Raw genomic sequence first — 23,162 nt, forward strand, 5'->3', positions numbered from 1 at the left:
AGGCATCATCATGCGTTCAGCTAATTCTTCTGGTGTTGGCTCACGCCCCATTTCTTGTAACATTTGACGAGAAACACGATTCAGTTTATTAATCGTTTCTATCATATGAACAGGAATACGAATAGTACGTGCTTGGTCAGCAATTGAACGTGTTATAGCTTGACGAATCCACCACGTTGCGTACGTTGAAAACTTATAACCACGGCGGTATTCAAATTTATCAACGGCTTTCATTAAGCCAATGTTACCTTCTTGAATCAAATCTAAGAACTGTAAACCACGGTTAGTGTATTTTTTCGCAATTGAAATAACCAAACGTAAGTTAGCTTCAACCATTTCTTTTTTCGCACGGCGCGCTTTCGCTTCACCAATAGACATACGGCGATTTATATCTTTAATGCCGTGAATATTTAAATGCGTTTCTTCTTCAATTTGGTTTAATTTATAAATACAACGTTCTACGTCAAGTTCAATGTCGGCAAGTTTAGCTGAATAGCTATGACCTGCCGCTTTTTGCTCTTCAAACCAATTTTTTGAGGTTTCATTACCTGGAAAAATTTTAATAAACGTGGTTTTGGGCATGCCTGCACCCATAACACAGTGCTTCATAATTAAACGTTCTTGCACTCGTAATCTGTCCATTACGCTGCGCATGTTTTTCACAAGTCTATCAAAGAGTTTAGGAATTAAACGAAACTCTTTAAATACTTCGGCAACACCGTCTATCGCTTCTTGCGCATCTTTATGACCACGACCATTTTTCTCTATAATTTTGTTGGCATTTTCATAAGCATCGCGTAACGCAGTAAATTTTTCACGGGCTAACTCAGGATCGGGCCCTGTGTCCTCTTCCTCTTCTTCACTGTCATCATCTTTTTCTTCATCATCGTCATCGCTGTCTTCATCATCAAGCTCTTCTTTTGACAACTCAGAACCAACATGCGTTGCTGCTGCAGCAACGTCATCATCTTCAGCATCGGGATCTAAAAAGCCAACAATAATGTCGGTTAAACGCACTTCTTCAGCTTCGAAGTTGTCCCACATGTCTAATAAATAGTTTATCGCTGGTGGGTATTCAGAAACGCTGTGTTGAACTTCTTTGATACCTTCTTCGATACGCTTGGCAATAACAATTTCGCCTTTACGCGTCAGTAATTCTACTGTACCCATTTCTCGCATATACATACGAACGGGGTCAGTTGTTCTACCTATTTCACTTTCTACCGTGGCTAATGCTTGGGCAGCGGCTTCTGCAGCATCTTCATCGGTATTGGCTTCGCTCATCATTAGCGTGTCGGCATCAGGGGCATTTTCAAAAACTTGAATACCCATATCATTGATCATACTAACAATATCTTCGACTTGATCTGAGTCGATGATATCTTGAGGAAGATGGTCGTTAACTTGCGCAAACGTTAAATAACCTTGTTCTTTACCTTTGGTTATTAAATCTTTCAATCTAGATTGAGGGGCTTTTTCCATTGACGAGTATCCACCTATGTCTGGTATATATGGTTTTTAAAAAACAATATTGTAAATATGGGGTAGTAAAAAATTGCACAAAATAAAGCAGGAAATTATAGCGAGTTTTTTGCACTATTTCCACCATTGAATTTAGGTATTAACCTGCTACGTTGCTTTAAACACCGCAAAAGCAACCTTCAATTAAGCCAATGAGTGCCTAAGCATTAAGTATTGCTTGTAGCTCTTGCCTTTCTTGGGTGGTTATTTGTTTAATACGTGCTTTTTGCAATAAAAACTCCGTTCGCTTTTCAACAAAGCTATTCAGTAATTTCTCAATACTATCAAGAAAAACATCTGCTGCGGCATCGGGGGCAACATGATGTTCCCAACACATTAATTTTGCTAACTGTTTACCTTGTTCTGTATCTCTAAAATACTCCAATAATTGTGCCGTTTTTATACTTGGTTTTTCTTGGCACAGTCGCAATAATTGGCTAAGCAATTCAACACCAGGAACATCTAACGGCTCTAATACTGAAATATCTTCTAGTTCTTTTACTATATGGGGATGTTCAAGCAGTAATGCAATAGCTAACCTAACAGGGGTAATTTTGGTGTTTTTACGTGTTATTTTTTTACTGGGGCTTGCGTTCAGTTTTTGTAACTCTAATAGCCGTTTTTCACTTGTTACACCAAAATGTGCCGACATTTCATCAATAATTGAATTTTTTAACATACTGTCAGGGAGTTTAAAAATATAAGGTTGAAGCTTGTCAATTAAAGCGACTTTTTCTTCCATACTATTTACTGGGTTGTCTTCTAAAAACTTATCAAACAAAAATTGTGATAGTGGCATGGCTTGATCAAGAATTTTTTCAAATGCTTGTTGGCCTTTTTCACGAATTAATGAATCGGGATCTTCGCCATCAGGTACAAAAACAAATTTCAATGAAAAACCATCGCGAATTAAAGGTAAGGCATTTTCCATTGCCCTCCATGCGGCATCACGCCCAGCTCTATCGCCATCGTAACAACAAATAACTTCTTTAACGGTACGAAATAAGGTTTGCAGTTGATCAGACGTTGTTGAAGTACCTAAAGAAGCTACAGCATAATCTACGCCATGCTGAGCAAGAGTAACGACGTCCATATAACCTTCAACAACCACTAATCTGTTTAATGTTTTATTAGCCTGTTTGGCTTCATATAAACCATATAATTCTTGACCTTTGTGATAAACCCGAGTTTCAGGTGAGTTTAAATACTTTGGTTTCTCATCACCCAACACTCTACCGCCAAAACCAATAACACGTCCGCGTTTATCACGTATAGGAAACATAATTCGCGCGCGAAATCTGTCATAAGGTCTATTTTTATCGCCTTGTATTGCCATACCTAAATCAACAAGTTGTTGATTGGCTTTGCCTTGGGAAGAAAACACCTTCATCATGCCATCCCACGCGTCACTGATATAGCCAATACCAAAGCGTTTAACTATTTCGCCACTTAGCCCTCTGCTTTTTAAATAGTTGATGGCGGTTTCTTTATCAGCCGCGGTTTTTAATTGTTGCTGATAGAAGCGACTCACTTGGTTCATCAGTTCGTAATCGTCTTGCTTTTGTTGATACGCCAGTTGTTGTTGACGTTGCTGTGCTGGGCTTGCATTATTTTCTTCACGCACCACCTCAACACCACAGTGGCTAGCAAGCTCCTCAACCGCATCAACAAAGTCTAAGCGGTCAAATTCCATTAAAAACGAAATAGCATTACCGTGCTCACCGCAACCAAAGCAGTGGTAAAATTGTTTGTCTTGACTAACGGTAAAAGAAGGTGATTTTTCGTTATGAAAGGGGCAACAGGCTTGATAATTTTTACCTGCTTTTTTCAAAGGTACACGGCCATCTATCAAATCAACAATATCAGCACGCGCTAATAAGTCATCAATAAATTGTCTAGGGATTCGTCCAGCCATGTTGCTATTATATTAATCTTTTAAAAATTGAGGAAGGTTATTATACCTGAGAATTCCCCCACGCTAGAAACTATTTATTTTATATAATTTTGTTCTTATTAGACAAAAAAATACCGCAGTATTAAAAATAATGCGGTATTTTGTCGGTAGTGTTTGTTGAAATATATTCCAACCTACGCTAATTCAGCTATTAAGCTTCAGCGATAACAACTACTTTGATGTTAGTATCAACATCAGTGTGTAAGTGAATAGCGATTTCAAATTCGCCAGTTTCACGAATTGCACCTAATGGTAAACGCACTTCAGCTTTAGTAACTTCTACGCCAGCTTCTGTGATCGCTTCAGCAATATCACGAGTACCAATTGAGCCGAATAATTTACCTTCTTCACCTGCTTTAGATGCGATAGTAACTTCAGCCAATTCAACAATTTTAGCTGCACGAGCTTCAGCTGTTGCTAAAACTTCTGCTAGGTTAGCTTCTAATTCAGCACGACGTGCTTCAAAGTGCTCTACGTTAGCTGCTGATGCAAAAACTGCTTTACCTTGAGGTAGTAAGTAGTTACGTGCATAACCTGATTTAACAGATACCTTGTCACCAAGGCCGCCTAATTTGGCGATTTTGTCTAGAAGAATTACTTCCATAATAAACCCCTTATTAGCTTACTTGTGTAAGTCAGTGTATGGTAACAATGACAAGTAACGAGCGCGTTTGATAGCACGTGTTAATTGACGTTGGTATTTAGCAGCAGTACCAGTGATACGGCTAGGAACAATTTTACCACTTTCAGTGATATAATTTTTTAACGTGGCAATATCTTTATAATCTACAGATGTTGCGCCTTCCGCTGTAAAGCGACAAAACTTACGACGTCTAAAAAAACGAGACATAATATTCTCCGAATACGATTTTATTTATAACTTAATATAAAAATAAAACACTAATTAATCATTTCGATCTGTTGAGCATGTAAAACAAGCAACGGGTTACCATTTCTTGATTCATGACGATTAATAAATCCCGTCACTTTTACTATTTGCCCAACAACTAATTCACGAGTTAAGTGTGATAATTCACTTGTTGCAACAACTTGTATTCTGACAAATGCTTGTCGGTTCATACCTGCTTCATTTTGTATAGACTTGTGGTCTATTGAAAACTGGCTATGAGTAATACCCGCTGGGCTTGTTGACTGTTTTGGTGTTTTAACTACAGAACCAGCCAACACAAGAATATTCTCTTGTAAAGAGTCTTTAAAAGAGTCTTGCGAGAGCATCACAGATTACTTATTCTTCGTTAGCTTCTTCTTCAGAGCTCTCTTCTACAGAGTCTTCTTCAGTATCAGCTGACGTAGCGGCAACATCTTTCTTAACTTCACGACGGTCTTCTTTAGCAGCAGCCATTACTGATGCTTCAGTTACCGCGTCTTTAGTACGCATGATCATGTTACGGATAACAACATCGTTATAACGGAAAGAAGTTTCAAGCTCATCAATAACTGACTGTGGCGCTTCAATGTTCATAAGAACATAGTGTGCTTTATGTAATTTATTGATTGGGTATGCTAATTGACGACGACCCCAGTCTTCTAGACGGTGGATTTTGCCTTCAGCAGCATTGATCAAGTCTGTGTAGCGCTGGATCATACCAGGCACTTGTTCACTCTGATCAGGGTGAACCATAAATACGATTTCGTAATGACGCATTACGAGCTCCTTATGGGTTGTAGCCTCATAATCTGGCTCAGTCAACACCAGTTGAGGCAAGGAACAAAAAGTTCGGACTGAATTAAGGACGCGTATTGTAGGGAAATCGCCCTGTTAATGCAAGCGCTTATTCTCCCTTAAAGAATTAATGTTGCCATACGTTCTTCACTCGTTCTGCCAGCATGTAATTAACAGGGATAAGTAACAAGGTAATAAACGTAGCAAATAAAATACCAAAGCCTAATGAAACCGCCATTGGAATCAAAAATTGTGCCTGAGTTGATTTTTCAAAAAGTAGTGGCATCAACCCAATAAAAGTGGTTAAACTGGTTAGCATTACAGGTCTGAAACGTGCTGCGCCCGCTATCAAAACAGCCTCCATGAGATCATTCGTTTCTTCACGTTTTTTATTAATAAAATCAACTAACACTAACGAGTCATTCACTACAACCCCCACGAGGGCTAACATACCTAATAAGCTCATAATGGTTAATTCCATTCCCATAATCCAGTGTCCCATAATGGCCCCAATCATACCAAAAGGAATAACGCTCATTACAATAAGCGGCTGTAAGTAAGATTTAAAAGGAATAGCTAACAGTACATAGATAATAAAAAATACAAAAACTAACGCCCAGCTCAATGAACTAAATGATTCACGCTGCTCTTTTGCTTCACCTTCTAGAGAATGACCAACACCAGGGTAGTGAGTAATCAGTTCATCTAAATAGCCTTTTAAGTCTGCCTGTAGCACTGTCATATTAGTGTTTGACTTTTCAACATCCGCTGTCACGTTAACTGTGCGATATAAATCAATACGATTAATTGTTGAAGGGCTTTGATCTGGTATCAGTATTGCTACATGAGATAAAGGAACATTCCCTCCTTGCGGTGTTGATATTAAAAGGTTTTCTACGTCTGCAATGGCACTACGCTCATTTTGAGGTAACCGCACCATCACACGCACATCATCTCTGCCTCTTTGTATTCGCTGAACTTGCGCTCCAAAGAAAGCACTACGAACTTGACGAGAAATTTCAACCCGTGTTAAACCTAATGCAACGCCTTGTTTAGTTAATTCAATGCGTAATTCTTCTTTACCATCGGACAAGCTATCAGCAATTTCAAATACGGTAGGATAAGTGTGCAATCGCTCTTTAACTTTGTTGGCAACCTCTTTCAGTGTAACTAACGACGTTGCGGTTAATTGCACATTAATGGGATCAGAAGAACGACCTAGCTCAGCCCTAAAAGTAACACTTTCTGCGCCAGGGATAACACCAATCATATCACGCCATTCCTGTACCAATTGACGTGAGGTAATATTTGACTCTCTTTGCTCTGGCGGTGTAATTTCAAAGCGAACACCACCCGAATGAGATACTCCCCCTCTACCACCAGTGGTTGCTAATATGTTTAGCACAATGCTTTTTCCTGTGTCGCTATCTCGGTATTTCTCTTGTAATTGTTGAGCTTTATCTGCCATATCAATCACAAACTTATTCGTTACATCAAATGGTGTACCTACTGGCATTGTAATACTGGCACGAACTGTTTCACTAGGAATACGAGGGAAAAAGATAAATTTAGTCCAACCGCTCACGATTAAGGAAACAATAATAATAAATACACCTATAAACAAACTTAAGGTTGTTATTTTTTGCTTAAGTGCTATGGCTAACAAAGGTTGATAATAACGTAAAATAAGTTGTTCAAAGCCATCTGCAAATTTACGTTGAAATTGCTCAAGTTTACTTGGTTGGGTTTGTTCGTGGCGTAACTTAATTGTTTTTAAGTGTGATGGTAAAACAAATTTAGATTCAATTAATGAAAAAATTAATACAGGAATAACCACCACTGGAATTTGGGCAAACAAATCGCCACGCGCCCCTTCAATATAGGCTAATGGTAAAAAAGCAGCTACTGTGGTCAAAATACCAAAGGTTACAGGTGTTGCCACTTCTTCTGTACCTCGAATGGCTGCAAGTTCACCCGATTCTGACTTCTGCAAATGGGTATAAATATTTTCACCTGTCACTATGGCATCATCAACCACAATACCCAGTACTAAAATGAAAGCAAATAAACTCATCACATTTAACGTTATACCCATAAATGGCATAACAATAAAAGCCCCCATAAAAGACACAGGAATACCAATACAAACCCAAACAGCAATAGACGGGCGTAAAAATAGTGATAATAACGCAAACACTAATATTCCCCCTTGCATAGCATTAGTTGTTAGCGTTGAAATACGCGCTTTAACAATTTGCGAGTCATCATCCCAATAACTTAGCTCATAACCATGAGGTAAACTACTTTGACGTTCTTCAATATAGTCTTTAACTTTATCTGCTACATCAATAGCACTTTGTTGGCCAATACGATACACATCAATAAAGGCGGCACTCTTACCGTTGAACCTTGTTCTTACTGGCGTTTCTTCAAAGTCATCTCTAATTACTGCAATATCATTCAAGGTAATAATAGAGCCATCAGTGTTAGTTTTTATGGCAATATTAGCAAACTGATCTTTATGATAAGCTTGACCTTTAGAGCGAATTAGAACATCTCCACCTTGGGTTTTAATATTTCCTGAAGAAATATCACTACTTGAGTTAGCAATAGCACTACTCACTTGGCTAATAGTCAAATTATATTGACGTAACATATCTTGAGATATTTCAATAGCAATTTCATAGTTACGAATACCACTCAGTTCAAGCTGTGTTATGCCTGGAATTTGTAATAAGTCATCACGGGTTCGCTCAGCAAATTCTCTAATTTCCTTTTCACCATAAATACTAGAAACAGAGACAGCTATAACTTCTCGTTTACGCTCTGCAAGGGAAACAATTGGCTTTTCTGCGTCAACGGGAAAGGTATTAATTGAATCAACACGGGCTTTAATATCGGCCAACATTTCTCTTGCATCATAGGAAGAGTCAATTTCAATACTTACCGATGCAGCCCCTTCAGATGAACGAGAAGAAATTTGTTCAATACCCTCTAAGTCTTGAACTGCCTCTTCAATACGAATAGCAACGCCTTGCTCTACATCCTCTGGGGTAGAACCACGCAAAGTGACACTTACTGAGATCTTGTCTGTGGCAAAAGAAGGAAATACTTCCAAAGGAATTCTGGATGACAAGCTAAATAAACCTAAAAATAAGATGCTAATCATTAATAAATTAGCCGCTACATGGTTACGTGCAAACCAAGCAATCATTAGTTATTCTCCACATAAGGTGCTTTATCAACATTATTCTTCTTTTTGTTTAAACGCCCCTCTTCTTTTTTGTCTCCTCGATTTGATTTTTGTCCTCTAACGGTTGTCTCTCCAGCCAGTTTTACAGGCGTTCCTGAACTCACTTGACCCAATGGTGTTAATACCAACTTCTCACCAAAGGTTAAACCAGCTTCAATCAGTGCATCTTCATTGTTTTGCCAACGTATATTGATATCTTTTCGTTTTAACACATTCTTATCTTCTATATTTTCAACGGTGTAAACATAACTCCCTTGATAAATAGCACTGTTAGGAATGACAAGTGCTTTTTCAATGGTTCTACCTGTAATTTCAGCATTAACGTATTGCCCAATTTTAATCGGTGCCACTTTATTATTACTTACATCGTAAGGGTTATCTATTTGAGCAACAACATAAAGCTGCTGAGAGTTTTCATCGACAGCCCCTTCCGTACGAACAATTTCTCCTTGCCATTGTTGCTGCCCTATTAAGGTGGAGGTAAGTTGCACCATAGTACCTTGTACTGTTTTATTTGAATCACGGTACTCTTCTGGCAAAGCCATAAAACTTAAATCTTTATTCTTAATGGGAAGTCTTATTTCAACATAGTCAATTGCATAAATATCTGCCAACTGCGTATTACTTGCCACAACACGGCCAAGATCAACATGTTTGGTTAGAATCCGTCCTGCGAACGGCGCAACAATATTAGTGCGCTCTAACTGTAACTGTGCTTTTTCTAAGTTAGCTTGTGCTGATAAAACTTGTGCTTGTGCAGCAGCGAGTTGCGGCTCACGTAAAACTAAAGCACTCGCTTGTGCGCCATTACCTAATCGTTGCCAGTCAATTAATGCTTGTTTAGCTCTTGCTTGTTCTTCTAATAAAGCTTGTTTTGCTGAAAGTAGGTTAGCTTGATTAAGATTCACTTCAGCACGATGATCTCTATCGTCAAGTTGTACAAGTACATCACCTTTTTCAAAAAAGCCCCCGTTTCTAAATTGTTGGCTTATTTCATTTATTTCACCTGATACCTGCGCGACTAAAACACTTTGTGTTCTCGGTTGCACAGTGCCAAAACTATTCAACATAATCGTATAGCGTTGAGGTACCAACGGTAATGTTTCTACCGTGATTTTTGCCGCAATTTCACCACTACCACGATTACTTTCAGGTGGGTTATTTATAATGACTTGTGAAATAAAAAACGTGCTAATTAAAATTACTACTGGAATAATAATTTTTTTTACTTTTGACTTTTTTGTTGCAAGGGGCGTTGATTGATTCATTGACTGGCTCATTGAATGATTATTGTTGTTAGTCATTGCCTACTTATCCTTTATTTTGATTCTGCTGAAACAGTTGCAGAAAAATTACCACCAAGGGCAATATGCAAGTTAATTCGATTAGCAATTAGTTGATTTTTAATTTGAATTACAGTGCTTTGAGCGTCATAAGCGCGACTTTTTGCATCAAGCACAGTGGTATAATCCACCAAGCCTCTTTGGTATTGTTCAAATGACAATGTTTCAGCAGCTATTGCATTCTCTTGCGCTTTTAGCATAATTTGATAACGCTCAGTCAATGTTGCTTCTGTCGTTACCGCATTTTCAACATCAGCAAACGCGTTATAAAGTGTCGACAAATATGCTTGCTCTGTTTGTTTAAGTGTTAAGCGAGACTTTTCTTCGTTGGCTTTAAGTTTACCTGCATTAAATAGTGGCATTGATAAGTTACCTAATAATGACCAACCTAATGAAGATGTTGATAACAAATCTGAAATTTCAGTTTTATTGTCTGATAATGTAGCCGTTATACTCACACTAGGAAACCGCTGTTTATGCGCGAATGCCAAGGCAGAATCTTTGGCAAGTAATTGATACCAACTGGCCAATAATTCAGGTTTTCTAGAAATCAAATCACTTGGTAAACCAATAGGTATATCTGATTCAAGTAGAGGCAATGGTGCGTTAACCAAAAGTTTTCCTTCTGGATACTGCCCTAATAATTGTTCAAGTTTACGAATAGCTAAGGTTTGTTGTGCTTGCTGTTCGGCTATTCGTGATAACTCATTGTTCACTTCATTACGTGTTAAATAAACATCGAGCGCGCTGTTAAGCCCTTGTTGATAACCTGATTCAATAATCAATAAACTTTGTTTTGTATTATTACTTCGTTCTTGATAAAGCGCTAATAATTTATTGGCTTCTATTACGTCAAACCATGCTTTAATCACATCAGCAACCAATTGTTGTTTGGCTTGTTCATATGTTGCTTTTTGCGCCATTAATTCTAAATTGGCTTGCTGATCTGCTGCAGATAACTTGCCCCAAAGATCTAGTTCATACTGCAAGTTCAAGTCAAGTGATGCGTTGTTACTATAGCTAGCGTCAGCAGTATCTGACACAGTTTTTCTACGGTTGTTACTTAAAGACGTAGTCAGCGAAGGCCATAACGCACTACCTGCCACAAAGAGTTGCTGTTGTTGAATATCAATTAACAAAGCTTGCTGTTTTAATTGAAAATTATGCTCAAGCGCAATATCTACCAATTGGTAAATCTGATCATTTTGCAGTTGTTCAAACCAGTTCTCTTTTATTTGAGCTGTAGATACATCAGATGACCAGTTTTCTGGTACGTGAGATTGACGGAGGTTTTTATCTAATCCTCCTGTTGTACTGCAAGACAGCAGGAACATAGAGGTGATGATGACGTATAATGACTTGATTTTTTTTGTCATAAACTAAAAAGCAATGTGGTTTATTATCGTGTTATTTTAGTTTAGTTTTATCTTTAAATACTACCTGCTTTACATAACATTACATAAATAATCACATATTAACGTGGTGCTCTTGGTGGTTGAATGTTCTATACCTATTTGTATTCAACATTTTTTAACCACTAAGAACACTGAAAATACCAAGCCACCTATTTAATCTACTTACACATTGCACACTGTATTAAACAGTATGCGTTAAACTTATAGTGGTATTATTTTGCCGTTAACATCTAATTTCCCTTGAACGTAGTTAAGACTAAAACTCAATTCATCTTCTTTTTGAATAATAAAGCCTTGATCTACATACATTCCAATCATAGGCGCTAAACCAAGTTTATCAAAAAATGGCATAGGGGCTTTACCCTTAGCATCAGCTTTCACTGCTGCCATAATCGACATGATATTGGCTGTGTCAAACAAGTTTTTATCAACACTAACCTGCATTGCAGATTTAATTTTACCTTCGGGGGTGTCTACACTTAAATCTTCAATTTTAATAATTGGATCATCAATCAGTAATTTAGCAATAAAATCAGACATTTTTTGTATATTTTCTGAATTAAACATTGCTTCACTGTTTGTAGAAAAACCTGATATAAAAGTATTAACGTCTTGCATTACTTGAATGTTAAACCTGTCGAATATAATAGCTAAATTAGCGTTATCTAGCTGCAGACCTTTGGTTAAGATTTTATTAGCACTATAATTCATCGTGATATTCATCAGATCATCGTGCACGGATGACATTGCTATCGCTGATAGGTTATCTATCGTAAGCACAATTTCACCTGTAGTGTCTTTGCCTGTCACCGATGCGAGTGAAAATTTGAAATCACCAATTGAAATGGCATTACCTTGAAAGTAGTCACCAGCGATCAATGTTTGATCTACCGAAAAACCTAGCTTTTTAATACTAAGACTCTCCTCATTTGACGTTATCGTTAAACCTGGCCAAGTAAAATCACCGTAAAATCTACTGTTATTTTCTAAGGTAAATTTACCTAGTGCCTTTGCAGATATAATTTTGTTCCCATCAATTTCTTTAGATACGTCATCAACAACAAGATGAGAAACAATATTTTTAGAAAAAGTTAACAAAGCACTTAAGTGAACAGTGTCTTTAATAAAAGTTTCAATTTCTTCGTCAAGAATAAAGTCTTTAAAATTAATGTCAGCCTGTGAATAACTTAAACCGAATTCGACACCTTCTTTAGTGAAAATTATGGGGCCAAATAATATATCTTCTTCAACAACAAGCGTGATATTGTTTACTTCTTCACCTTCTATTTTAATTGCTATTTCGGTCGTTGCTGCACCATTAAACCATTGTCGAGCGAAAGTCGTTGAGTTCACTGTAATCGCTGGATTTTCATTCAGTTTTTTCATAGCCGCTTGATGCTCAGTTTCAACCACACCGCCAATAAGTTTTGGTGTAAGTAAAACAGCAACAATAAGTAACAAAAGTGCTATTAAGAGTTTTTTCATGTACTTCGTCCCTGGTGTTTTTTCCGAAAGAGTTAAGGATGTTAGGAAATAATTCAGCGCTTACACTGAACTAAAGCTGAAATTATACTGTAAAGTTTCATCAGATCAAACGTTGTCTAACCATTTCAAACAAACAAATGCCCGTGGCAACTGACACATTTAAGCTTGATACACTGCCAGCCATAGGCAGTTTAACTAATTGATCGCAATTTTCACGGGTTAATCGACGCATACCTTTACCTTCAGCTCCCATTACAAGTGCCATTGGTCCTGATAATTTCACATCATACAAACAAGTGTCAGTTTCACCCGCAGTGCCAACTATCCATATGCCCATTTGTTGTAAATGCTTCATCGTACGAGATAAGTTTGTCACTTGCACTAACGGCACTGACTCTGCCGCGCCAACAGCAACTTTGCGCACAGTCGCGGTGATCTTTGCGGCATTATCTTTGGGGACTATAATCGCCTGAACACCTGCCGCATCGGCATTGCGCAGACATGCGCCAAGGTTATGAGGGTCTGTAACACCATCTAAAATAAGCAAAAATGGGGAAACATTACGTTTTTCTACCGCGCTGATAATATCTTCTAAATCATTTTCAGTGAGTATTTTGCCTGGTTTTACTCGTGCAATAACCCCTTGATGCTGCTCTCCTTCACTTTTATCATCAAGTACGCGTCTTTGTACCATTTGAGCAGGAATACCATATTTACGAGCTAAATTAATAATAGGCAACAAACGATCATCGTCACGCCCTTTTAATAGCCACATTTCTATAAAACGCTCTGGTGCGCTTTCTAATAAAGCGTTAACCGCGTGAATACCAAATACTACTTCTTCATTCTTTGCCATTTCATTTGCCTTTATCGCACATAGTTACAAGCTTATACGCATAACATAGGTGACTAAAATCTTGCCTACAATCACTGTTCAAACATTAAGTTAGTTAACCTTTATTAGTAAGCTAACTGAAAAATTATCTTATTTAGCTGGTTTTTTACGTGCATTTTTTCCAGGACGTTTTTTGCGAGCAGTTCGCTTTTTTGCTTTGGACTTAACTTTAGGGTTGTCTTTTTCTTTAGCTTTAACCTTGGTTTTCGATGATTTTCGGCTTTTACTTTGGCTATTTTTACCTTTCACTTTCACGTTGTTGGTGTTATTTCCTTCAACACCTTGTATCGCAAGATCAATTTTCTTTTCATCTAAATTAACCGCTGCAACTTCCACGGTTACAACATCACCAACACGGTATTTAACGCCAGTATTTTCACCTGTCAAACACATTCTGACATCATCATAATGATAATAATCTCGCCCCAACGAAGTGATATGTACTAAACCTTCAATATGTAAATCATGTAACCGAACAAAAAGGCCAAAATTAGTGACTGTGCTAATAACACCAGTAAAGCTATCACCCACATGGTCTTGCATAAATTCGCATTTCAACCAATCACTCACGTCTCGGGTGGCTTCATCAGCTCTGCGCTCTGTCATCGAACAGTGCTCTCCAAGCGCTATAACCTCTTCAAGCTTATAGTCATAAGCGCCTGCATTGGCTTCTCGTTGCGCTTGTGTTTGCGCTTCTTTAAGCAGAATACTTTTTATTACGCGATGCACCACTAAATCAGGATAGCGCCTGATAGGTGAGGTAAAGTGGCTGTATGACGCTAATGCCAAACCAAAATGTCCTAAATTATCACTTTGATATACAGCTTGTCGCATTGAGCGTAAAAGCATTGTTTGAATCAATTCATGGTCTGGTCTATCAACTATTTTCGCTAAAATATCACAATAATCTTTTGGCTCAGGCTCTTCTCTGTTTGGTATTTTAAGACCTAGCTCTGATAAATAACTGACAAAATTATTATATTTTTCTTCGCTTGGTTTATCATGAACACGAAACAAGCCAGGTTTATTATGTTTTTCAATAAACTGTGCTGTAGCCACATTAGCCAAAATCATGCATTCTTCAATAATTTTATGAGCATCATTACGAACAAGCGGCACGATACTTTCAATTTTTTTATCTTGGTTAAATAGGAAAAGTGACTCTTCTGTTTCAAAGGCAATAGCACCACGTTTATTACGTGCATCACTTAATGCTAAATACATGTCTTCTAGGTTTTCTAAGTCAGGTACTAATGCTGAATATTCAGCTCTAAGTTTTTGACCAGCATCCGTTTCACTGTTTTTTTCACTTTCGCCATTTGATGTGTTTTTATTAACCCCCAGTATTGCGGCAACTTTACTGTAAGTAAATCGTGCCTTAGAGCGCATTACTGCAGGATAAAATTGGCTATCTGACAATTGTCCTGTAGCAGAGACTATCATCTCACACACCATGCAAAGCCGGTCAACATCGGGGTTTAGTGAACACAAACCATTGGATAGCTTTTCTGGTAACATGGGAATAACTTGGCTTGGAAAATACACTGAATTACCGCGAGCAATAGCTTCATCATCTAATGCTGTACCATGGCGCACATAATAACTCACATCAGCAATAGCTACCCATAAACGCCAACCACCAGCAGCTTCTTTTTGACAATAAACTGCATCATCAAAATCGCGAGCATCTTCACCATCAATAGTGACTAAAGGTAAATCACGCAAATCTTTACGAGGCAATTTCGCTGACTCTTCTACTTCATCTGCAATTTGGGTAATTTCAGCTTGTACTGCATGTGTAAATTGATGCGGTAAATCATGGGCTCGCAAGGCAATTTCTATTTCCATGCCTGGCGCCATATGATCGCCTAATACTTCGATCACTTCACCGATGGCGTGAGATCGTTTGGTTGGTCTTTGCTTTAAATTAACTACAACCATTTGACCATGACGTGCACCAAGCTTCGCTTTAGGGTCAATTAATATTTCTTGTTTTATTTTGCTGTCTTCAGGTACAACCGTGCAAATATGATGATCAATATAGAACCGCCCAACAATAGGTGTTTTTCTAGGCTCTATTACATCAAGAATTTTAACTTCTTTACGTCCCTTTCTGTCAGTTCGATCAACTAATATGGCTTGTACTACATCACCATGAAAAACACGCTGCATTTCATGAGAGGAGATATAAAAATCTTTGCCTGGCTTTATTGGCAAGTCATCTTTCATACTGGTTTTATCAGGTGAGAAAAAACCAAAGCCATCTCGATGACCAATAACGGTGCCTGTTAACAAACTACTTTTTGCAGGAATGGCATATTGTTTAAATTGATTAAATACAAGCTGTCCACTATTTTCCATCGCGCGTAAACGACGCTTTAAACCGACAAGTAAATGCTCCTCTTGATATTTTAATGTTTTAACAAGGGCATTAAAGGTGGGAGGTGGCGAGCATTTTTCAATAATTGATAATAGTAATTCGCGTGAAGCGACTGGTTTTTCATATTTTTTTGCTTCACGCTTAGCGTGGGGATCATTTAGGGTCAAAATAATGTGTTTCTTGTAATGAATGGAAATAAATAAGTGAAATTAATAATTAATTACTGACAAGTATACCACAAATTTGAAAAACACAAGTAGAAAGTAAACCATTGGAATAAACAGGGCTTTTGCCCTATTTTCACCTAAAATAAGGGCCGTGTTAATCAATTAGTATAATCTGTTTTTTTAGCGGCATTAACAACTTTAGTTGGCATTTTCATAGCTAATTGCTTTTTCAATTGACTAATTTTTTTATGAATAACTTTATCATCTGTCATGGCATGATGAAGTTGAGAATATAATTCAGGATAATCAAGCGGGCTTCCATACCCCTGTTGATAGATACTGGCTAATCGCATTTGAGCGGCAAGATTATTCATAGAAGCGGCAGCTTTTAGGAAAATAATGGCTTGCTCTATGTCTACCTGCATAAATTTACCTATATGATAATAACGTCCCATTTGTTCAAGACCTTCAGCTAATCCTTGATCTGCCGCCAACCGCATATAATGCACACCCAATTCAACGTCTTTTTTAACACAAACGCCGTAGGCTAACATATCACCCCACAAAAATTGATATGAAGGCATTTCTGATTTTATTGCTCGGGCCTCAATGTCTTGCACTAATTGACAATCATCTAGCACAACTTGACTTAAATGTTTGTTTACTTTTATTAAATTTAGCAGTTGGTCATCTGTATAAACTTGAACTGCTGTTAAATTTTGCCCATAAGCTAAAGGTAAAAAACACAAAGAAATTAAAAAAAGAGTAATACGCATATCGTAATCCTAGGAAATAGACAAAATTTTGACTTTATTTTTTATCGGCAGCAAAGCACAAAACTAAACATAAGCTATATTAAAACCAAGCCTAATAAAACTTAGCACGTAAATCATTAAATAATACAGCTATGCAATTAAAATATTAATCTTGATGCAATATAAAGACCAAAACATTTTGTATTTAACTCTATCAACACGGTTACGCCTTAATCTGCCCACCCAAAGAAAAAGGCAGCCAAGATAATATTGGCTGCCTTTTTCTTTTTCAAACGTGTTGTGAGCATTTTATGTTAGTGCAATGCTATTTTTATATCTCTATTAAAATTGATATTTAACCCCAATATTAGCTGTTGTTCCTAACCCTTTAACATTGTAGCCACCATAACGATAGGCTTGAGACTTTGCGGGAAAGTAATCTTCATTGAATAAGTTTTCTATACCAAAAAATACATTCCAATTTTTGTTAATCAAGTACTGTCCACTTAGATTAGCGATTTGGTAATGGTTAACAGGTCCTTGATCGCCAACATATTCACCTTCTTCATTTGCATTAAATTTTTTACGATCTGCTACATACAAATAGCTCAAGGTAAAAGATAAGTCATCTGACGATTGCCAAGCAAGGTTAACGGTTGCTTTAGGTGGTGAAATTTGTTGCGCACCTAAATGCACATCTGTTTCAGTATTTTTACCTTCAACATAGCTATATGTTGCTACTACTTGTAAATCAGGGCTGATCTGATAATCAATTAGTCCTTCATAACCCCAAATTTTTTGAGGTGCTCTTACAGGTAAATACACCCCAGTGGCTTCGTCAAATTGGCTGCTAGTACCTAACTCTGATGTACTACGATAAGCAGCAAACTCAATACGTAAATCATCATTAACCTGTGAATTGAAACCAATTTCATAGTTATCAATAATTGAAGCTTGAGTACGAATTAGCGTAATATTAGTTACCGTGGCAGTACGTAACAATCGGCCAATATCCGAAATATCAGCACCTTGTGAATAACTAGCAAAGGGGCTAAATAAAGGGCTATAGTTATATTTTATTGCTGCATTATACGTTGTTGCTTCGTAATCAATAGTACCACCAACAACATCAATTGATGCTTGACATTGATCTACTGATTTACATTGTTTAAGCGTTTGGTAATCGTCTACTTGCAGTTCAATATCTTCCTGACGAATACCGACTTTAACAATAATATCATCATTAATTACCCATTTAGTTTGTAAGAAGCCCGCTAAGTTTGTCATATCCATTTCAGGCACCCAAATACGCCCATCAACTAATGGCTGTGAAGTAATATCATTAAGTGAATCAATACCATATATAAATGTGGCTTCAATATTATCGAAATCAATTTGGGTATTAAATGTAGCTCTGCCACCCATTTTTTCAGATTTTATTACTGATTGTCCACCTGTATACCCTTCACTTGGGTTAGCAAAAGAGGGAGAGTAGAAAAAGGTATTTTTAATATCTTGCTGATAAAAGTCTAACGTCATTTGGGTTTGAGGGAACACAGCGTAATCAGTATACTTAACCATTAAATTGGTATTGCCATCTTGTCCTTGTGGCTCTCCCTGTTTTTGCTGTTCTAGTGGTACATGAATAGCGTAAGTCTTTTCACCTACATTAATATCACCAGAAACATCACCCAAATCTGTTTTTTGCTGAGAACTATAGAAGTTATAGCTCAGCTGTAATGCTTTATCATCGTCAAATTGATAACCAAGTTTGGTAAAATAGTTTTGAGTTTCTGCATCAGACAAACCGTATTGTAAACCGGGTATATCACCTTCAGCATCTCGTTGTACGCCGTTTTCTTCATAGCTAGCCGTAAATAAATAGCTAAATTTATTTATTTTGCCATTAATATTACCTTCTAAACGACCACCCGCACTTTCATCAGGTTGAACCATACTAAAACGACTAGATAAACTGACTTCTCCTGCCATTCCTTCATTTGATGAACGTTTGGTAATATAGTTAATAATACCACCCGCTGCACCATTACCATAAATAGAGGTAGCCCCTTTTATTACTTCTATTCGTTCAATTGCACTAGGATCAAGAGTTTTAATACCTAGCGAGCCATTGCGTAGGGGTGTTGATTGGGGTACACCATCAATCATGACTAAGGGAGCACGACCACGTAATGTTTGCCCAGCATTGCTTGAGGTGCCTGTGCTGGTTGCCATGCCAGGAACATACATAGCCAATAAGCTTTGTAATTCAGGCGATACTTTTAAATGTTGTTCTATTTTTTTACGACTAATAACGGTGATTGAAGCGGGCACCTCATCAATACTTTCAATAACACGACTTCCTGTCACGATAATAGTTTCCATATTTTCAGTTTGCTCATTATTTTGAGCATAAATAGGAGTCAAAAACTGAGCTGATATAGCCACAGCAAGTGTTGTAAGTTGTGTGAATTTCATTGCGCCTTCCTTAATTTAATTGGCGCAAATACTAATGACAATAATAACTATTATCAAGAACTGTTTATATTTTTTTCTTTCTATGACGACAAAACCAAAGATAAAACCCAGAAATAACAAAAAAACATGGCGATAGCGCTATTACAATCCAGAATACTTGAACGATAGGGCTTAAAAAATCACCAATATGAAATTTATACTTAAAATTCCATACTTGAGTAGAAAATGACGCTTTAGTGGCATCATAAACTTGCAACACCTTTGCCGTATAAGGATTTACCCAAACCCAACTATAAGCATGACTTTCACCTGGCATTTTCATTCTAAGCGCCATGCTTTCAGATGGATTTTTAGCCATATAAATTCTATATAAACTGGCTTGCGGTAAGGCACTTAAACCATTTTTTAATGCTAAACCAAGTTGTAAATCTGATGAGTATTGATTTTCTATAGTAGGCGCGTCAGGTCTTTGTTCAATTTCACCCAAGGTAAGCATTTCAACGACGGTTGACGTTTCCATTTTCCAATGAAAAGCGATGCCACTGAAAGCAACTAATAGTAGAGGGATAAATAAAAACACCCCCAGAACGGTGTGTAATTGGTAAAATAAAATTTTATTTTTGGCTTTTCTATTGATTTTTAAACGCTTTATACGATTTCTCGGTCTTATCCATAAATAAAGACCAACAATAATTTCTATAATCAAACATAAGGTCGCAATTGAAACCCATAATCTAAATGGAAAGTTTCCGTCTTTGTCTTGATATAACAACCAACGATGAAAAGCCATCGTAAAACCATAGAAGGTACTATAATAATCATACTCTAATAAAATTTTAGCGTTATAAGGGTTAACGCTGACATAGCGTTTATTCGCTAATTGTATTTGCCAAGCTAAATTAGACTCTAATTCTGGTTGAATTAGTGTCACCTTCTGCTGAGTATCGTCTTCAACACTTTGGATAATGTTGTTATATGTTAGCGTGCGCTCTTCAGGTAATACTTGCCAATAGTCTGGGTTAATTTCACGTTGGATCGTTTGTGCATAAATTAATAATGTTCCTGTGATACTAGAACTAATTAAAAATAAACCTGAAAATATTGCTAATAATAAATGTATTCTACGTAACCACAGCTTGAACAATTGAGATCCAAATAAAAATGTAAGAACGTCTTATTATAAATAAGAATCATTATTACTCATAGTTTAAAATTAAATAATTACAGAAAAACAATTTTCTAAACTACACCTGATTGATTATGTGACTAAACCAGCGAGTAATGTGATTCATTTCATATAAACAACGTGAAGTTATAGGTTAACTTTACTGGTTTAGCCACTTGCTTAGCTATGTAAAACAATTCACAATGGTATGATTTACAAATTAGTTACCCTAATTTTTCCAACGTGGAAAACTGGTATTTATTAAATGTCTGACACCGAAATAGAATTGGCGCGTAAGTTAGCAAATGTGATTGAAAACTCACGGGTTAATAGTGAAATAGCACAAAAGCTATTTGACATAGAAACACAAATATTAACCTGCACCACAAGCCAAGATTTGTTGCATCAACTACTTTCATCGATAAAAGATAAATTCAATCTAACAGGGATTTGCTTGTTGTTGGCAGATCCAATCCCAATAAGTTATCTATTAAGTGGCAACATGCATTCTAATTGGCATAGAGAAAACTGCAAAAACATCGCAATGAAAGAATTGCAAAAGCTTCACCCTCAGAGAAAACCATTTTTAACTAATACGCCTCACATTATCGAAACAATAATACCAAAGAGTTTAAGAGCCCAAACTCAATCTGCCGCGCTAATCCCCTTAATTATTGAGGACAAACTATTTGGTAGCCTACTTTTTACAGACGATGATAAAGAACGTTTTCAGCCAAACTTAGGTACATTACACCTAGAACAACTCGCAGTAAAAGTGAGCTTATGTTTATCTAATACATTAATTCGAGAGCAACTAGAATACATGGCTCATTACGATAGATTGACAGGGGTCGCTAATCGACGTCTTATGGAAACTTCGATTAACGAAGAGTTAATTCGTCAGCGCCGATATAATATCCCTTTCTCATTATTGTTCATAGATTGTAATAAATTTAAACAAATCAACGATACTTATGGACATGATTGTGGTGACAAAGTACTGACTTACGTTGCCACACAACTAAAAGAACTAATCCGTGAAAACGACAAGTGCTTTCGTTATGCTGGTGATGAATTTGTCATCACCTTAGCAAGTCAAACCTACGAAGAAGCACTGCTAGCTTGTAAACGCTTAACTGAATTTTTCAAGAATAACCCTATGCCTTATCAAGGCTCATACCTGCCCATAACCATTAGCTGCGGCGCGGCTGCAAGTGATGGACAGCAAACAATGGAAGAGCTTTTACAGCAAGCTGATGAGCAACTCTATTTGCGTAAAAAAGCTGAAGTAACCAATGAAAACATTTAGAAAAATGCATAGTTTGATAATATTGAATTATTATTGCGCTAGAATGTGTGTTTACAAAGCGTTAAATAAATGAAATTACATTGAAAAAGAAGAACCACAGCCACAAGTAGTTGTTGCATTGGGGTTATTCACAACAAAACGAGACCCTTCTAAACTTTCAAGGTAGTCAACTTCACCGTCAACTAAATATTGTAAGCTCATTGGATCTATGACCATAGTAACACCTTGCTTTTCTATGGTCATATCGCCTTCATTAATTTTTTCATCAAACGTAAAACCATACTGGAAACCAGAACAGCCACCGCCAGTAACATATACTCTTAGTTTTAGTTCAGGATTTTCTTCTTCAGTGATTAAAGACAATACTTTTTTAGCCGCTGAATCAGTGAATTTAATGGGTAACTCTGGATTTGAAATAGGATCAGACATGGAGCTCTACTTTTGATTGAAAAAAATACGAAAATTGAGGTAATTATACCAAGGCTATTAAATTTTTTCCTAGTCAGGACAATAAATTTGCCAACAGTGATATTATCTTAAACCTGACTAATTTAATCAAGTATTATTGTTTTATTATTCAAGCCCCCAAGGTAATGTTTTATTAAGCTTTTGATATTTTTGCCATTTAGTTTTCGTTAATATTGCAGATATTTGCATTTTTTCTGGAGTAAAGTTTTCAGGCAAAGTAAAAGTACCCTCTATAATTTGAAAATACTTGAAACTAAATGACACATCTTTTTTACTGACAGTTGAAATATCCGACAATGTTAATTGAGTGGGTTGGCTTGCTAAACTACCTGTTATTGCTAAATCAATATAGCCTTTAACATAGCTTCTTTTTCGTTGCTGCTGCATTAATACAACTTGAAAGTGATAATAACCAGGGCTTTTACTCGCTGAAATTTTAATATTATCAATAACTAAACCATCAACCTCTTTCTCTGGTGCCATCACTTTTTCATAAAAAGCCAATTCTTTTTTTACCTGATAATGCTCAAGTGACATCTTCTTCAAGGTTGCTTGTGCATTTTGATTCGCTAATTGCTCTACTGCTAACTCAACTTCTAACGTGTGAATACGTTCAACTTGCCTCGCTTGTTCTTCATATAATTGATCAAGTCGATTTTTTTGTTGCTCTAACGTAGTTGATTGAAAATTATGATAGAAGTTACCAAATCTATAGCCAATGAATAAACAAAGGATAATTAACGTGACTAAAAAAAGTGCTGATTTCAAGGGGCCTAAGCGCTTTGTTACAACAGTGAGATTTATTTTTGCTAACCAATTCATTTGTAACGTACAATAACCTTAATGCATAAAGAATAAAAAAGCGCTGTGAAGCTGTCGCTTATTAACTG

General features: G+C 36.8%; 18 protein-coding genes. 1 reads left to right on the plus strand and 17 read right to left on the minus strand.

From position 1 onward, the window contains the following. From rpoD to ACE1OF_RS14530, 15 genes are all read right to left on the minus strand, one after another. Positions 1 to 1,482: RNA polymerase sigma factor RpoD (gene rpoD / locus ACE1OF_RS14460; RefSeq protein ID WP_448895356.1), on the minus strand; the 1,482-nt coding region annotated here is incomplete at its 3' end. 199 nt (positions 1,483 to 1,681) lie between these two features. Further along, positions 1,682 to 3,436, minus strand: a complete 1,755-nt coding sequence (gene dnaG / locus ACE1OF_RS14465; RefSeq protein ID WP_448895357.1) for a DNA primase — start codon at positions 3,434 to 3,436, stop codon at positions 1,682 to 1,684. A gap of 190 nt (positions 3,437 to 3,626) precedes the next feature. Then, a complete protein-coding gene (rplI, locus tag ACE1OF_RS14470) occupies positions 3,627 to 4,079 on the minus strand; it encodes a 50S ribosomal protein L9 (RefSeq protein WP_448895358.1) in 453 nt (150 codons plus the stop codon). A gap of 18 nt (positions 4,080 to 4,097) precedes the next feature. Continuing rightward, a complete protein-coding gene (gene rpsR / locus ACE1OF_RS14475) occupies positions 4,098 to 4,325 on the minus strand; it encodes a 30S ribosomal protein S18 (protein WP_159821572.1) in 228 nt (75 codons plus the stop codon). A gap of 50 nt (positions 4,326 to 4,375) precedes the next feature. Further along, positions 4,376 to 4,711, minus strand: coding sequence for a primosomal replication protein N (gene priB, locus ACE1OF_RS14480; protein WP_448895396.1), 336 nt, complete (start codon positions 4,709 to 4,711; stop codon positions 4,376 to 4,378). Positions 4,712 to 4,721: 10 nt separating this feature from the next. Then, a complete protein-coding gene (gene rpsF, locus ACE1OF_RS14485) occupies positions 4,722 to 5,141 on the minus strand; it encodes a 30S ribosomal protein S6 (RefSeq protein ID WP_448895359.1) in 420 nt (139 codons plus the stop codon). Between the two features lie 145 nt (positions 5,142 to 5,286). Continuing rightward, complete coding sequence (locus ACE1OF_RS14490) at positions 5,287 to 8,373, minus strand: efflux RND transporter permease subunit (RefSeq protein ID WP_448895360.1); 3,087 nt, start codon at positions 8,371 to 8,373, stop codon at positions 5,287 to 5,289. Beyond that, positions 8,373 to 9,680, minus strand: coding sequence for an efflux RND transporter periplasmic adaptor subunit (locus ACE1OF_RS14495; protein WP_448895397.1), 1,308 nt, complete (start codon positions 9,678 to 9,680; stop codon positions 8,373 to 8,375). Before ACE1OF_RS14495 ends, ACE1OF_RS14490 begins: the two co-directional genes overlap by 1 nt. A gap of 50 nt (positions 9,681 to 9,730) precedes the next feature. After that, on the minus strand, positions 9,731 to 11,131 hold the full coding sequence (locus ACE1OF_RS14500) for an efflux transporter outer membrane subunit (protein ID WP_448895361.1): 1,401 nt from the start codon (positions 11,129 to 11,131) through the stop codon (positions 9,731 to 9,733). 240 nt (positions 11,132 to 11,371) lie between these two features. Next, complete coding sequence (locus tag ACE1OF_RS14505; protein WP_448895362.1) at positions 11,372 to 12,655, minus strand: DUF945 family protein; 1,284 nt, start codon at positions 12,653 to 12,655, stop codon at positions 11,372 to 11,374. Between the two features lie 100 nt (positions 12,656 to 12,755). Further along, the gene (gene rlmB / locus ACE1OF_RS14510) at positions 12,756 to 13,511 is read right to left on the minus strand and encodes a 23S rRNA (guanosine(2251)-2'-O)-methyltransferase RlmB (RefSeq protein WP_448895363.1); all 756 of its coding nucleotides are present in this window, start codon (positions 13,509 to 13,511) and stop codon (positions 12,756 to 12,758) included. A gap of 129 nt (positions 13,512 to 13,640) precedes the next feature. Further along, positions 13,641 to 16,097 carry a ribonuclease R gene (gene rnr / locus ACE1OF_RS14515; RefSeq protein WP_448895364.1) on the minus strand — a complete coding sequence of 819 codons (2,457 nt, stop codon included), beginning with the start codon at positions 16,095 to 16,097 and terminating at the stop codon, positions 13,641 to 13,643. Positions 16,098 to 16,255: 158 nt separating this feature from the next. Continuing rightward, positions 16,256 to 16,873, minus strand: coding sequence for a tetratricopeptide repeat protein (locus ACE1OF_RS14520; protein WP_448895365.1), 618 nt, complete (start codon positions 16,871 to 16,873; stop codon positions 16,256 to 16,258). Between the two features lie 321 nt (positions 16,874 to 17,194). After that, positions 17,195 to 19,330: a TonB-dependent receptor gene (locus ACE1OF_RS14525; RefSeq protein WP_448895366.1), complete on the minus strand. Its 2,136-nt coding sequence runs from the start codon at positions 19,328 to 19,330 to the stop codon at positions 17,195 to 17,197. Between the two features lie 64 nt (positions 19,331 to 19,394). After that, the gene (locus ACE1OF_RS14530; RefSeq protein WP_448895367.1) at positions 19,395 to 20,474 is read right to left on the minus strand and encodes a PepSY-associated TM helix domain-containing protein; all 1,080 of its coding nucleotides are present in this window, start codon (positions 20,472 to 20,474) and stop codon (positions 19,395 to 19,397) included. A 286-nt stretch (positions 20,475 to 20,760) separates the two neighbouring features. Between ACE1OF_RS14530 and ACE1OF_RS14535 the strand changes: the two genes are divergently transcribed. Beyond that, positions 20,761 to 21,804, plus strand: coding sequence for a DUF484 family protein (locus tag ACE1OF_RS14535; RefSeq protein ID WP_448895368.1), 1,044 nt, complete (start codon positions 20,761 to 20,763; stop codon positions 21,802 to 21,804). A 75-nt stretch (positions 21,805 to 21,879) separates the two neighbouring features. Here the strand turns inward: ACE1OF_RS14535 and erpA are convergent, their stop codons facing one another. Both erpA and ACE1OF_RS14545 read right to left on the minus strand, forming a co-directional pair. Continuing rightward, the gene (erpA, locus tag ACE1OF_RS14540; protein WP_420839718.1) at positions 21,880 to 22,221 is read right to left on the minus strand and encodes an iron-sulfur cluster insertion protein ErpA; all 342 of its coding nucleotides are present in this window, start codon (positions 22,219 to 22,221) and stop codon (positions 21,880 to 21,882) included. Positions 22,222 to 22,377: 156 nt separating this feature from the next. Next, entirely contained in the window at positions 22,378 to 23,094 is a 717-nt protein-coding gene (locus ACE1OF_RS14545; protein ID WP_448895369.1) for a DUF6776 family protein, read from the minus strand. Between the last annotated feature and the right edge of the window lie 68 nt (positions 23,095 to 23,162).

Source organism: Colwellia sp. E150_009 (assembly GCF_053543955.1).

Coding starts and splice junctions, on each gene's coding strand:
- rplI (WP_448895358.1), bottom strand. CDS start 4,079: ATGGAAGTAATTCTTCTAGACAAAATCGCCAAATTAGGCGGCCTTGGT.
- ACE1OF_RS14490 (WP_448895360.1), bottom strand. CDS start 8,373: ATGATTGCTTGGTTTGCACGTAACCATGTAGCGGCTAATTTATTAATG.
- rpsR (WP_159821572.1), bottom strand. CDS start 4,325: ATGTCTCGTTTTTTTAGACGTCGTAAGTTTTGTCGCTTTACAGCGGAA.
- ACE1OF_RS14520 (WP_448895365.1), bottom strand. CDS start 16,873: ATGCGTATTACTCTTTTTTTAATTTCTTTGTGTTTTTTACCTTTAGCT.
- ACE1OF_RS14535 (WP_448895368.1), top strand. CDS start 20,761: ATGTCTGACACCGAAATAGAATTGGCGCGTAAGTTAGCAAATGTGATT.
- dnaG (WP_448895357.1), bottom strand. CDS start 3,436: ATGGCTGGACGAATCCCTAGACAATTTATTGATGACTTATTAGCGCGT.
- ACE1OF_RS14525 (WP_448895366.1), bottom strand. CDS start 19,330: ATGAAATTCACACAACTTACAACACTTGCTGTGGCTATATCAGCTCAG.
- rpsF (WP_448895359.1), bottom strand. CDS start 5,141: ATGCGTCATTACGAAATCGTATTTATGGTTCACCCTGATCAGAGTGAA.
- priB (WP_448895396.1), bottom strand. CDS start 4,711: ATGCTCTCGCAAGACTCTTTTAAAGACTCTTTACAAGAGAATATTCTT.
- ACE1OF_RS14505 (WP_448895362.1), bottom strand. CDS start 12,655: ATGAAAAAACTCTTAATAGCACTTTTGTTACTTATTGTTGCTGTTTTA.
- ACE1OF_RS14545 (WP_448895369.1), bottom strand. CDS start 23,094: ATGAATTGGTTAGCAAAAATAAATCTCACTGTTGTAACAAAGCGCTTA.
- ACE1OF_RS14495 (WP_448895397.1), bottom strand. CDS start 9,680: ATGAATCAATCAACGCCCCTTGCAACAAAAAAGTCAAAAGTAAAAAAA.
- ACE1OF_RS14500 (WP_448895361.1), bottom strand. CDS start 11,131: ATGACAAAAAAAATCAAGTCATTATACGTCATCATCACCTCTATGTTC.
- rlmB (WP_448895363.1), bottom strand. CDS start 13,511: ATGGCAAAGAATGAAGAAGTAGTATTTGGTATTCACGCGGTTAACGCT.